11 protein-coding genes are annotated in these 13,151 nt (G+C 59.9%); 10 read left to right on the top strand and 1 reads right to left on the bottom strand.

Going from position 1 to position 13,151, the window contains the following annotated elements; all coding sequences use genetic code 11:
* Positions 1 to 162: 162 nt before the first annotated feature.
* From ACVWWQ_RS12150 to ACVWWQ_RS12105, 10 genes are all read left to right on the top strand, one after another.
* Positions 163 to 1,365, top strand: coding sequence for a cysteine desulfurase family protein (locus tag ACVWWQ_RS12150; protein WP_133949115.1), 1,203 nt, complete (start codon positions 163 to 165; stop codon positions 1,363 to 1,365).
* 72 nt (positions 1,366 to 1,437) lie between these two features.
* Positions 1,438 to 2,358 carry a DUF4007 family protein gene (locus ACVWWQ_RS12145; protein WP_133949117.1) on the top strand — a complete coding sequence of 307 codons (921 nt, stop codon included), beginning with the start codon at positions 1,438 to 1,440 and terminating at the stop codon, positions 2,356 to 2,358.
* On the top strand, positions 2,351 to 5,686 hold the full coding sequence (locus tag ACVWWQ_RS12140; RefSeq protein ID WP_133949119.1) for an ATP-binding protein: 3,336 nt from the start codon (positions 2,351 to 2,353) through the stop codon (positions 5,684 to 5,686). Before ACVWWQ_RS12145 ends, ACVWWQ_RS12140 begins: the two co-directional genes overlap by 8 nt.
* Positions 5,679 to 6,521, top strand: coding sequence for a phosphoadenosine phosphosulfate reductase family protein (locus ACVWWQ_RS12135; RefSeq protein WP_133949121.1), 843 nt, complete (start codon positions 5,679 to 5,681; stop codon positions 6,519 to 6,521). The genes ACVWWQ_RS12140 and ACVWWQ_RS12135 overlap by 8 nt, the downstream gene beginning before the upstream one ends.
* A 7-nt stretch (positions 6,522 to 6,528) precedes the next feature.
* A complete protein-coding gene (locus ACVWWQ_RS12130) occupies positions 6,529 to 7,506 on the top strand; it encodes a hypothetical protein (protein WP_133949123.1) in 978 nt (325 codons plus the stop codon).
* Between the two features lie 684 nt (positions 7,507 to 8,190).
* The gene (locus ACVWWQ_RS12125) at positions 8,191 to 9,669 is read left to right on the top strand and encodes a cobyric acid synthase (RefSeq protein ID WP_133949125.1); all 1,479 of its coding nucleotides are present in this window, start codon (positions 8,191 to 8,193) and stop codon (positions 9,667 to 9,669) included.
* Positions 9,657 to 10,178: a bifunctional adenosylcobinamide kinase/adenosylcobinamide-phosphate guanylyltransferase gene (gene cobU, locus ACVWWQ_RS12120; RefSeq protein ID WP_133949127.1), complete on the top strand. Its 522-nt coding sequence runs from the start codon at positions 9,657 to 9,659 to the stop codon at positions 10,176 to 10,178. Before ACVWWQ_RS12125 ends, cobU begins: the two co-directional genes overlap by 13 nt.
* The gene (gene cobT, locus ACVWWQ_RS12115; RefSeq protein ID WP_133949129.1) at positions 10,175 to 11,221 is read left to right on the top strand and encodes a nicotinate-nucleotide--dimethylbenzimidazole phosphoribosyltransferase; all 1,047 of its coding nucleotides are present in this window, start codon (positions 10,175 to 10,177) and stop codon (positions 11,219 to 11,221) included. Before cobU ends, cobT begins: the two co-directional genes overlap by 4 nt.
* The gene (locus tag ACVWWQ_RS12110; protein ID WP_133949131.1) at positions 11,218 to 11,769 is read left to right on the top strand and encodes a histidine phosphatase family protein; all 552 of its coding nucleotides are present in this window, start codon (positions 11,218 to 11,220) and stop codon (positions 11,767 to 11,769) included. The genes cobT and ACVWWQ_RS12110 overlap by 4 nt, the downstream gene beginning before the upstream one ends.
* On the top strand, positions 11,766 to 12,482 hold the full coding sequence (locus ACVWWQ_RS12105; RefSeq protein WP_133949133.1) for an adenosylcobinamide-GDP ribazoletransferase: 717 nt from the start codon (positions 11,766 to 11,768) through the stop codon (positions 12,480 to 12,482). The genes ACVWWQ_RS12110 and ACVWWQ_RS12105 overlap by 4 nt, the downstream gene beginning before the upstream one ends.
* Here the strand turns inward: ACVWWQ_RS12105 and ACVWWQ_RS12100 are convergent.
* Complete coding sequence (locus tag ACVWWQ_RS12100; protein WP_166669723.1) at positions 12,479 to 13,117, bottom strand: 2'-5' RNA ligase family protein; 639 nt, start codon at positions 13,115 to 13,117, stop codon at positions 12,479 to 12,481. The genes ACVWWQ_RS12105 and ACVWWQ_RS12100 overlap by 4 nt on opposite strands.
* Between the last annotated feature and the right edge of the window lie 34 nt (positions 13,118 to 13,151).

The raw sequence follows: 13,151 nt of genomic DNA, 5'->3' as shown, positions 1-13,151 counted from the left end.
CCGCGTCATGCGCCCACTGTTCTTTCAATCTACGCGTAACGTGTTGATTGAAGGAAAAGATTCGTGGGGAAACCTCAGGATCGGCTCCGCACAAAGTCTGGAGGCTCCAAACGCCAGTCCGTCGCAAGCTTTTTCATCGCAACAGCCCATGTCGGATGTGGCATGGTATTGCATCTTGAGTCGCCCCTACGACTTGAAGGTAGCATTATGACGCCCCCCATCTATTTGGACAGTAACGCCTCAACGCAACCCGATCCCGAGGTTGTCGAAGCCATGCTCCCTTGGCTTGGAGCTAGCCATGCCAACCCCCATGCCGGGCACTTAGCTGGCCAGCGAGCCGCTAAGGCGATCGATACTGCTTTGCAGGCTATCGCAGGCCTGATCGGAGCATCACCGAGTGATGTGATCATCACGTCAGGAGCCACGGAGTCGAACAACCTCGCGTTACAGGGTGTTCTTTCTAAAAATCCGAATAGTTCAAGACTTTTGCATTCCGCAATCGAGCACAAGGCAGTTATTGAGGTAGGCACGTATCTAAACACATGCGGCGTTTCGGTCGAGACTATTTCGGTCGACAAACACGGCCGAGTAGAGGTTGACGCCGCAAGGAAGATAATCGAAACGGGATACTTCGACGTTAACCTAGCCTCCATCATGCACGCCAACAACGAGATCGGAACGATACAGCCAATCGAGGAAGTTTCAGAAGTATTGAGGTCAAAAAACGGAGTTTTGCATGTCGATGCTGCGCAAACGGCTGGACGACTAAAGATTGACGTCGCCGCAATGGGGGTTGATCTATTGAGCCTTTCATCTCACAAAATGTACGGCCCGTCAGGAATTGGAGCCCTCTACATTTCGCCTCGAGTCAGAAAGTTGATACGCCCCCTACTCTTTGGAGGTGGTCAACAATTTGGTCTTCGACCGGGGACCCTACCTGTGTTTTTGATAAGTGGCTTCGGAAAAGCCTGCGAAATAGCCTCAGATTGCATGGAGCGTGATGCGCTACATGCCGAAACCCTCGCGAACTCGTTCTGTAATTCTCTTAGCGAGTTTGGAGCAAATTTCAAAACATTCGATTGCGGCGAGCGAAATCTTCCTGGCTTGAGAAGTATTCGCTTCATCGGGGCCGATGCCGATGACCTCGTCATGCGCGTGAGCCCCAAGTTGAGTATCTCAAGCGGGTCTGCCTGTTCCTCGGGATCAATTCATCGCTCACACGTACTACGAGCTGCGGGACTCTCTGACGATCAAGCACGGGAAGTCGTTCGCGTAGGATTCGGCCGCCATTCGACCATCTCTGATGCATACGAAGCGGCACGGCTATTGGCTGACGCCGCAATTAGCATGAGTAGGCTTGACTAGGGCAACCGCGTCTCGCGCCCAAGGGTCGGAGGCTGACTGGTGAAACGCGCCAGTTGAGCCTAGAATGCGTTTATGACTCGCCACCGTGCACCATCAACCTCGATTCCGGCCCATTTTTCGGGGCACGAAACCTTCCCCCTACGTCAGATGTGGCTAAAAAAGGCCTACGATCAATCAGTTGAAGACGGCCGGATCCCCAAGTCGACTTTTACCGACGACGCCGCCATTGCTACGTTTGGGGTAGGCAAGAACATGGTTGTCTCCATCCGGCATTGGGCCCTAGCTTGCGGTGTTTTGTACGAGGATCACGGCGATTTTCGGGTCAGGAAGCTTGCGGGTGAAATTCTTGATGATGGGGGTCTTGATCCCTATGCAGAAAATCCGGCCACAGCATGGCTTGCCCATTGGCAGCTTGCCGGCCGCTGCTTTCGCTCGACGACTTGGTATTGGTTGTTCAACAATGTGACGGCGCCCACCTTCACACGCCAAGAACTCGAAGAGCCGTTGGCGCGATATGCCCGCGAGCTCGACCCGAAGCACCGTCTCTCAGTCTCGACTATTTCTCGCGACTTGGAGACTTGCCTGCGCAGCTACGCCCCCCGAGCGGCCGGCGGCTCGCCTGAGGACTTCGCAGAGCCGCTGCTTGGCGAACTGGGCTTGCTGCAAGAGGTTCACAAAGGACAATACGCCTTCCGCCGCGGTCCCAAGGCTTCGTTGCCTGACGGCGTCTTTGCGTATGCCTTGGTCGACTTCTGGAACCGCGAGGCCGATGGCCAAAGCTCACTAGCCTTCGAAACCGTAGCTTATGCAGAAGGCTCGCCGGGCCGAGTCTTCAAACTTGACGAGGAGTCGATCGCCCAACGGCTGATTACCCTCTCGGACTTCACCCGGCACAAGCTCGAGTGGACTGACTCCGCCGGTTTGCGGCAGGTCCACCGCAAGGAGCTGTCCAAGGAAGACATCAAGAACATGATCAGGCGCGCTTATGACTGACAAGAAGCAACAGGCTCTGTCGGACAGCGTCCACATCTCGCCCCAATACCAGCGCTCCATCCGAGTCGATGCCGACATCGGCCGCGCGGACGCGCTCTCCGGCTACATCTGTCACGCGACCGCGATAGGCGTGGTCGATGGCATGTGCAAGCAACTCTCCGGCACCAATCAACGCTGCTTCACCTGGACTGGACCGTTCGGCGGCGGCAAGAGTTCGCTGGCCGTCGCGTTGGCGAGCGCTCTGCATTCAGATAAAAACCTCCGAGCCAAGGCACGCGAGGTATTGCGACTTGACTCGAAGCCCGCCTTCGACAAAGCCTTTCCCGTTCGCAAGGGATGGTTACTTGTGCCGGCCGTAGGCCGGCGCGGCAGCGTCATCGCGGAATTGCATGCATCGCTCAGGCGCGCACAGGGCCGAAGCGTTGACGGTCGCAGCAAGCCCAATGCCCAATCGTTGATCGCCGAGCTGCTGGGAGAGGCTAAGAGCCGCTCACATGATGGCGTGCTGGTCATCATCGACGAGATGGGCAAGTTTCTGGAGGCCTCGGCGCTAGGCTCCGGGGATGATGTCTACTTCTTTCAAGAGCTCGCGGAGGCCGCCGCACGCTCTGAAGGTCGCTTGGTTGTCGTGGGCGTCCTGCATCAATCCTTCGCGCAATATTCGGCACGCCTTGGCATTGACACCCGCGACGACTGGGCCAAGGTCCAAGGTCGCTATGTCGACCTGCCTTTCGTGGCCGCGAGCGACGAAGTCGTCGAGCTCATCGGCCGAGCGATTGAAGTCAAGGAGCGGCCACCGTGGATGCGCAAGGCGTCCAAGTCCATCGCTGAGGCGATCCGCTCGCGTCGGCCTGCTGTGGGGCAAAACTTTGCTAAGGCTTTGGAGGCCTGCTGGCCGCTTCATCCGGCCATGGCCGCACTTCTGGGACCGATCTCCAAGCGGCAATTTGGCCAAAACGAGCGCAGCACCTTCGGCTTCTTGTCGTCAGTGGAACCACATGGCTTCCGCTCTTATCTGAACTTGACGCTCAGGAGTGAAGCGAGCTGGTATTGCCCAAGCGATTACTGGGACTATCTGCGCTCGAACTTGGAGCCTGCGATCCTCGCTTCGCCCGACGGCCACCGCTGGTCGCAGGCTGTCGAAGCAGTGGAGCGGGCCGAGGCGAAAACAAGCGACGCTTTCCTTGTGTCGTTGATCAAGAATATTGCGGTCATCGACCTGTTTCGCAACGGGTCAGGCCTTGCGGCCGACTCGACGGTAGTCGCCGCCCTGTTCTACGACAAGGCACCCGAAGAGCTCGACGCCGCGTTGCGCAAGCTCAGCTCGCTCAAGGTCGCCCTCTTTAAAACTTACACTGGCGCGTGGTCGGTGTTCGAAGGCAGCGACTTCGACATCGACGCGGCCATCGCCCAAGTTCTGGCCGCCTCGCCTGGCATCGATTACGCACGGCTGACTCAACTCGTGGGCCTGCATCCCGTCGTAGCCAAGCGGCACTATCACGAAACGGGTTCCATGCGATGGATGGAGCTATCGCTGTGCGGTATCGAGCAAGCCGAGAAGCTTGCCGTCAATTTCAAACCAAAGAAAGGCGAGTTCGGTGCCTTCATCTTGGCTCTGCCTAGCAAGGGAATGAGCTCGAGAGCGGCCCGTATCCGCGCGCAGGCCTGTTCCAAGCTCCGTCCTTGGCCAGTGATGGTGGGCATCCCCACCAACCACGCTCGCATCGCCGAACTCTCCGCGGAGTTGGTGGCCTTAGAGCAAGTCAAAGATCGCCATGAGCTATCAGGTGACGCGGTGGCCCGCCGCGAGGTTTACGCGCGCCTAGCCGCGACCCGCGCTGACCTCGAGGACCAACTGCAAGCTGCCGTGTCGCTAGCGAAGTGGCACGATGGAACCGAGCAAATCGTAGAGCCTGGCTCGAAGCTCTCGCCCGTCGCATCTGGCCTCGCCGAAGAGCTGTTCAGTCAGTCACCACCGGTGTGGAGCGAGCTAGTCAACCGTGACAGTGTGTCGAGCAATAGCGTGAAGGCTCGTCGCGATCTTCTGCACGCGATGATCAACGCCGAAGGCCAAGAGACCTTGGGTTTCGAAGGCTTTCCAGCTGAGAGAGGGCTCTACGAGACGTTGCTGAAAAGTACAGAACTACACCGCCAAGACGCTTCAGAAGCCTGGCGTTGCATGCCACCAGGTGAAGGGTTCGCCGAAGGCTTCGCGCCCCTGTGGGATGCGACGCGGACACTCTTCTCGGACGCCAACACTCGCGTTGGTGCACATGAAATCTACGCTCTCTGGAATGCTCCTCCCTTCGGCATGAAGTTGGGCATCCAGCCGGTGATCCTCACGGCGTTTCTGCTCGCCCACAAGGCCAACATTGCCGTCTACAAGGATGGGATGTTTGTGCCCAGGCTCACCGACTTTGACATTGACGAGTGCCTGCAGGATCCCGATCGCTTTTCGCTACGGTGGGTAGCCATCGACGAGGACAAGAACCGGATTCTCAAGGGCATTTCGAAGCTCTTGGCCGAGATCGGTGAGACCGCCGGGGTGGCCGATCCGCTTGAGGCCGCCCGTGGCCTGGTGGCCATGGTCTTCAACCTGCCGGAATGGGCTCGGCGGACTTCGAAGCTGAGCCAGACAGCGAAAGACATGCGCGACATGCTCTTGAAAGCCAGCGACCCGCACAAGGTCCTGTTTGTCGACCTAGCCTCGCTGCTGAGTGCCGACAACGACAAGGCTTATGTGAAGGCTCTGCGCGCGCCGCTTCGGGAACTTGCTGGTGCCTACGACAAGATGCTCGCCGAGGTCGAGGCCAAGATGCTCGCAGCCCTCGATGCGAGTCGGGACGACTTGAAAGCCCTGCGGGAGCGGGCGAGGTCTGTTTCCGGCATTTCGGGCGATCTTCAATTGGATGGCTTTGCGACCCGTCTAGCCAGCTTCGATGGTTCACGGACCTCGCTCGAAGGCATCCTGAGCATGGCAGCCGAAAGACCACCGCGCGACTGGGTAGATCGGCACATCGACGCAGCGATTTTGGAGTTGGCCAAGTTCGCCCGTCGTTTCCGAGAAGCCGAGGCTTTTGTGACCGTGCAAGGCCGCCAAGCTCATAGCGAAGCTTTCGCCGTGGTCATCGGAGCGGGCTCGGACACCAAGACGATCTCGCGCTCGTTCGCGATCTCTGATCGCCATCGCAAGACGGTGGAGGCGAAGGCACGCGAGGTCGCCTCGATGCTCGAAGGTCAGGGGTTGGATACGGACATATTACTGGCGATCTTGGCCAAGGCTGGGATGAAGCTGGTATCCATCGATAAGGAGGCGGCTAATGGTTGACCGGCACGTTCTAGGAATCTCCGGCGGCAAGGACAGTGCGGCGCTGGCCGTGTACATGCGCGAGCACCATCCCGAGCTCGACATCGACTATTTCTTCACCGACACAGGCGAAGAGCTGCCCGAGGTTTACGAATTCCTCAGTAAGCTCGAAGGCCGGCTCGGCAAACCGATCCTGCGTCTAAACCCCAATCGCGACTTCCGCTTCTGGTTGCGCCAATACAACCACTTCCTGCCCAACCCTAATACGCGCTGGTGCACCCGCAAATTGAAGCTCGCCCCCTTCGAGGACTGGGTGCGGCCTATGCTGGCGGCGGGCAACAAGGTCACGTCCTATGTGGCCATCCGCGCCGACGAGAACTATCGCGAGGGCTACGTGGCCAAGGCTGACAACCTGTTCGTGAAGATGCCCTTCCGCGAGGCAGGCATCGACAAGGCCGGTGTCATCGACATTTTGGAAAACTCCGGCGTCGGCTACCCGAAGTATTACGGGTGGCGCTCGCGCAGTGGCTGCACGTTCTGCTTCTTCCAACAGAAGATCGAATGGGTCAGGTTGCGCGAGCAGCATCCTGACGCCTATGAGGCCGCCAAGGCGTTAGAAAAGGACGCCCTGGAGCATGGGGCGCCATTCACCTGGTCGAAGGGGGAGTCACTCTCTGACATGGAAGAGCCCTCGCGTGTGGCTGCCATCAAGGCGGAATATGACGTCCGCCGCGCACGCATGCGAAAAGCCATCCCCATCAATCCGCTGCGGCCTGTGAAGGCCTGCCCGGACGACATTGACGACATCTACGGGGTCGATGAGGGCAACGGGTCCTGCGCGGTCTGCCACAAATGACAAAGTGATGCGGCATCGAAACCTGAGCTCCGATGATCCGCCGCTGGACGTGCCGCAGCGCTGCCCGATTTGCGCGGCAACCCGAGGGCTTTCGGAACACTTGACCGAGGTTGCCTTCGCTGCCCAATACCTCGGGAACACGTCGACATACGAAAGCGAACACGGAACAGCAAAAATCAGGACTGAGACGATTGGCGACTGGTTGAGGCTTGCCTCGCAGCTCAAAACCGTTGAGATCGACGCCTGGAAGCACGAGCCGACCGCAGGAGATGCCTTCTATTGCGAACCGGTGGCCGACAGCATCCGCGACCACGGCCAGCACTACACGACCCACGCCACCGCGCTGACTCGCTTCGTGTTCGTCTGCAATGGCTTGGAAGAGGCTTATCGCTTCGTCGACCACCTCTACGGGCCGCTTTCAATCCGGAAGGGGATAGCCAAGAAGGATCTCAAGCGGACCGGCAGCATGCGGGCCGTGGCACTTCTGGATAATCTATTTGAAAGAGAGGGAGCGGCAGCGGCTCCTCGGGACTTCGAGCACCATTGCGGTAACTTCGTCAGCCTCTTCAATCGATACAAGAGCAAGCACAACGCAGCCGTCGGAGGCATCGACGTCGGCGCCGAAAAGCTGCCGACTTTCGCCCTTCAACTGATGCGTAACCTTCGAAACCATGTCGCGCATGGCACCTTTCCCTTGGGACCGCCAGCAGACTACGGCGGCTACGAGGACAGCAAAGAGCTGGTGCTCATGCTCCGCCACGCGTGCCGCGTCGCCTCGCTCTACATGCAGATCATCCTCAGGTGGTTCAGTCCAGGATTTGAATCCTATGACTACAGCGCCATGCGGGATGCCGATGGCAAAGAGTTCGATCGCTTCATCGAGAAATGCAGCCTCGCTTACGTTTTGGACCTGCATTTGAAGGGCAATTTCGCCCTTCACGACGGCCTGTATGACGATGAAGACGATGAAGATGGTGAAGACTGACGGGCAGGCAGAGCCCTCCTTCGCATGGCTCCCCGCGCTCCTTTTTGCTAAACGCCAACCTTCTGGACAGCAAAAACCAAAAGATGTGAACGCGAGAACCTTAAAGGTTGGATGGAAACGTCAAACTTGCTGGACACGGACGCCAGCCTAATCGGTAGCCACTGTGCCCAGCGTTCCTCGTAACTTTAGTCAGCCTCGGCGGCAGCGCAGCCGTCGAAGTCGACCGGCTGCTGTCGGCTGATTGACCTCCTCAAATGCGCGCCGCGAAGCGGACTCTCGATCAAGGTTGCGTGCCACAATTTGCCGAAAGTACACACCGTCAAAAGCTGCTCTTGACGTATCGACCAAAACCTTACGTTCAGGCCAGCAGCTTGTCTGGTCGCCACCGTACAGGTGCATTCGTCGGACAGCCTAGCTTGCTACATTGCTGACCCGTGGCGGGATCAGGTCAGGCGCCGTATCCATAAATTGAAGTGACTGCATGCGAGCGATTGGTATTTGAAATTGTTCCTTTGCGTACCTGTAGTTCAAGATGATGCAACGTTACCTTCGGACCTCAATATTGAGCACACACGCGACTTACTCGCTGGCCTGCGTCTTCATTTTGGGCAAATGGGCGCAGCGGAGACTCGGTCCCAGCGCGTACCCATCCAACCCACGCGCCGCCGCGCGCCTGTTCCTACCGTGAGCGCACGGGTCCTAATGGTGCAAGGCTGTACCTCCGACGCCGGCAAGAGCGCGTTGGTTACCGGGCTATGTCGCTGGTTCCGCCGACGTGGCGTACGCGTGGCACCGTTCAAGCCACAGAACATGGCACTCAATTCGGCAGTCACTGTGGATGGTGGAGAAATTGGGCGCGCGCAGGCGGTACAGGCACAAGCGGCGGGGCTCGATCCCCACACGGATTTCAATCCCGTGCTGCTCAAGCCCAATAGCGATACCGGTGCCCAAGTGATCGTGCATGGGCACGCGATCGGCAACATGGACGCTGTCGGCTATCACGCCTACAAGCCCATTGCGCTGGATGCGGTACTGGCGTCACACGCACGGCTGGTCGCAAAGTACGCCGTGGTGCTGGTGGAAGGTGCGGGTAGCCCCGCCGAGATCAACCTTCGCGAGGGCGACATCGCCAACATGGGCTATGCCGAGGTGGTCGATTGCCCGGTGATCCTGATTGCTGACATCGACCGCGGTGGGGTGTTCGCGCACCTGGTTGGCACGCTGGCCCTGTTGTCCGCGAGCGAGTGTAAGCGAGTAGCGGGTTTTGTCATCAACCGTTTTCGCGGCGACATGGCGTTGCTGCAGCCGGGTCTGGACTGGCTGGAACGGGAAACCGGCAAGCCGGTGCTGGGCGTGCTGCCTTATTTGCATGGCCTGCAACTGGAAGCGGAAGATGCGTTGCCGCGCGAGCACAAGCACAAGCCACAGGCTCGGTTGCGGGTGATGGTGCCGGTCCTGCCACGCATCAGCAATCACACCGATCTTGATGCCCTGCGCGCACATCCCGATGTCGAGCTGACCCTGCTTGGTCCAGGCGAGTTGCCGACGGCCTGCGATTTGATCGTGCTGCCAGGTTCCAAGTCCACTCGCGCCGATCTGGCATGGCTGCGCGCGCAGGGTTGGCCGCCAGCGATCGCCAGGCACCTGCGCTACGGCGGCAAGCTGATCGGCATTTGCGGTGGTTTCCAGATGCTGGGTCGAGTCGTGCACGATCCGCACGGCCTCGAAGGCGAGCCCGGCTCAAGTGAAGGTTTGGGCTGCCTCGACATGGAGACCGTGCTGGAGCCACAAAAGCAGTTGCGACGTACACATGGCCGACTTGCATGGACGGATGCCCTGGTCAGTGGCTATGAAATCCACTCCGGGATCAGTGATGGCGATGCCTTGGCCTGCCCGTCCAGCCTACTTGATGACGGGCGCAGCGATGGTGCCCTGTCCGCAGACGGACAAATTCTCGGCAGTTATTTACATGGCTTGTTCGATCAGTCGCAGGCATTGACCGCGCTGCTGGCATGGGCGGGTGTGCGCGATGCCGCGCCAATAGACATGCATGCCTTGCGCGAAGAGAGTATCGAGCGGCTGGCCGATGCCGTGGAGAATCATCTGGATAATGCCGCGCTGCTCAGGCTGATCGGCACGGGAGAACCATCATGCGCACACTGATCTTAGGCGGAGCCCGCTCGGGCAAGAGTGCACTGGCCGAGCGACTGGCGCGTGACTCGGGGCTGGAGGTGGTCTATATCGCGACCGCACAGGCGCACGATGCGGAGATGGTTGCCCGTATCGCACACCATCGTGATCGTCGCCCGGTGCAATGGCAAAGTGTGGAAGAGCCGCTGGCGTTGGCTGACACCTTGAGTGCCTACGCTCAACCCGATCGCTGCGTGCTGGTCGATTGCCTTACCCTGTGGCTCAGTAACCTGCTCGGTGATGCCGATGACAAGCGCCTCAGGTGTGAATACGAAGCACTGCTCGATGTCCTGCCTGCGCTACCCGGCGAATTGTTGATTGTCAGCAACGAGGTCGGTTTGGGCGTGGTGCCGATGGGTGAGTTGACGCGTCGTTTCGTGGATGAAACGGGGCGCCTGCATCAGGCCATGGCGGCCCGCTGCGAACGTGTGTTGTTTGTAACAGCGGGGTTGCCGCTGCCTCTCAAAGGAAATCTTGCATGAGTCATGAGTGGTTGTTCCAGCCGTGTGCAGTCAGCAACGCGGACAGCGAAAATGCCGCCCGTGCCCACCAGGCACAACTGACCAAGCCACCGGGTTCACTCGGCGCGCTGGAAACGCAGGCTATTCGTCTGGCCGGGTTACAACGCAGTGCTCGGCCAGCGGTGCAGCAGGTATGGATCAGTGTCTTCGCCGGTGATCATGGCGTCGCGGCGGAAGGCGTGTCGGCTTTCCCGCAAGTGGTCACTGGCGAGATGGTACGCAACTTCGCCCATGGCGGCGCCGCGATCAGCGTGCTCGCACGGGTCCTCGGTGCCCAGCTGGAGGTGGTGAATCTGGGTACGGTGAACGATCCGGGCGAGTTGCCTGGGGTGCGCCGGGCGATCATCGCGCCGCAGACCCACAACTTCTGCGAGCAAGCGGCGATGACACCGGCGCAGCTCGATGCGGCGTTGCGCACCGGTGCCGATAGCGTTGCGCAAGCTCACGCCGCTGGCGCGCAATTGTTCATCGGCGGGGAAATGGGTATAGCCAATACCACGTCGGCAACGACACTAGCCTGTGCCTTGCTGGGCGAGTCGCCAGCCACAATGGCCGGTGCGGGCACGGGGTTGGATGCCAAGGGCATCGGACACAAGGTCGAGGTAATTGCACGCGCGCTGGCCCGTTATCCCGATGATGTGGATGCGCTGGTCTGGCTGGAGCGCGTGGGCGGCTTTGAGATCGCCGCACTGACAGGTGCCTATATAGCGGCCGCACAGCATGGCATAGCGGTGCTTGTCGACGGTTTCATCACCACGGTTGCCGCACTGGCTGCGGTGCGCATCAATCCCGCGTGCCGTGCCTGGATGTTTTTCGGTCATCGTTCGCACGAACAGGGACATGCGCGGGTGCTGGTGGCACTGGATGCCGATCCTCTGCTGGATCTTGGCTTGCGCCTGGGTGAAGCGAGCGGCGCAGCGACGGCCGTGCCTTTGTTGCGTCTGGCCTGTGAACTGCATGCGGACATGGCCACGTTTGCCCAGGCGGGGGTGAGCAACGCATGAGCGGAAGCATCGATCTGCTCCGCCACGGCGACACTGGCCAGAGCGGTTATCGGGGCCAGCTCGACGATCCGCTAAGCCCACTGGGGTGGGCACAACTGCGTGCGGCGACGGCGCGTCGCCGTTGGGATGCCATCATCACTTCATCGCTATGCCGCTGCGCTGAATTTGCGCGGGAACTGGCCACGCAGCAGGGCGTGCCGCTGCGTGTGGACAGTCGACTGGCGGAATATCACTTCGGCGATTGGCAGGGGGTAAGCATCGAGAAGCTGGCACAGGAGCAGGGTGTTGCCCTGGGACAGTTTTGGGCCGACCCGGTGACAAACCCGCCGCCAGGTGCCGAGTCATTTGCGACATTTCGCGATCGCCTGTCTGCCGCGTTGAACGATATCGCGAAGGAAGCCACCGCGCAGCGCGTGCTGGTGGTAACCCATGGCGGCGTCATACGTCTGTTGCGTTGCGAGTCCGAGGGGCGCGGTTTTGGCGATATGACTAGTATTGACGTGCCGCACGCTTCATTACACCCATTGCACTGGCGAGTGGCAGCCTGATGCGTTCATTGCTTGCCGCGCTTGGTTTTCTCACTCGGGTACCGGTGCCCGCATGGGTATTCAAAGATGCCGGGGCAACGAACACCTCGCTGGCTTGGTACCCCGTGGTGGGGCTGCTGGTAGGAGGCGTGCTTTGGAGTTTGGCGTGGATTGGCAGCAGCTTGCCGCCACTGCTCCTGGCCGCGCTGCTCTTGCTCGTGTGGACCGGATTGACCGGTGCCTTGCATCTGGACGGTCTGGCCGATAGTGCCGACGCCTGGGTGGGTGGCCTGGGAGATCGTGAGCGTACATTGGCGATTATGAAAGATCCGCGTAGCGGCCCAATGGGCGTGACTGCCGTGGTGATGGTGTTGCTGCTCAAGTTTGCTGCACTGGCGAGCTTGCCGCTTGCCCACACGGCGCTATGGCTGGCGCCGATGCTGGCGCGTACCGGCATCACGGTGGCCTTCCTGTGTACGCCCTATGTACGTAGCCAAGGCCTTGGCAGTGCGCTGACACACGCGCCCCGACTGGCCTGCATAGCCGGCGTATTGGCGGCCGTTGTCCTTGCGTCATGGTGCGGATGGCATGGCGTGCGAGCCTTGCTGGCCGTGACGGTCGTGTTTGCATGCTGGCGTTATGCCTGCATGCATCGCCTAGGAGGCATGACGGGCGACACCTTGGGAGCCTTGACCGAACTTGTCGAAGCGGCGGTACTGGTCGCGTTGGTCTAAGCGGATGCCAGCCTGACGACGTGCCGGGTTTCCAGCGGCCCGAACTGAAGGTGGGCGTCATACGTTGCGTAATGCAGCTGGTTTATTCGCAGCGACACCGACGGCGCATCGATCTCCCGCAGTCGCTGGCGAACTTCCTCGGCTGCGGCTTTGCGTTTATACAAGCCTAGGGTGATGTGCGGCACGTAGTTGGCCTGCCGCAGTCCTTTCGCCAGCGCTTCCAGGGCAGAGCGCCACTTGGTCAGTTGCCCGGACGGATCAGTCACAGAAATGAAGGCGGCACTGGCGAAGCTGTCGGGTGCGCCCAATGAAAGCGAGCATGCAACGCCGCGCAAACGCTGCAACGACTCAATTTGATCACGTAGCTGCAAGGGTGTGAAGTCGTCATTCGCAACTTGTGCTGGTTGTTCGAAGCCGCAGACGGCCAGCGTCAGATGCGGTTGGCGCTGCTGGGACGGATGCAGCAGGTCGGCCAGCCGCCGCCGCGCGGCTTCGACGTAATCTAGCAACACAGGATCATTCACCGGAATGATCCAAACGCCATATCGTTGCCGCTGCCGATGCCACTCGGGATAGTCGCGCAGCTCAGCAACCACTGTTTCGGATGGGCCATGTTTCAAGTCGGAGATCAGCATTGCACCGATGCTAGCCGATACCATGTGCTCAACG

The sequence above is a fragment of the Rhodanobacter sp. TND4EL1 genome, from assembly GCF_054061035.1.
Note: the sequence above shows the minus strand (reverse complement) of the source record. Positions and strands in the feature narration are given on the sequence as shown.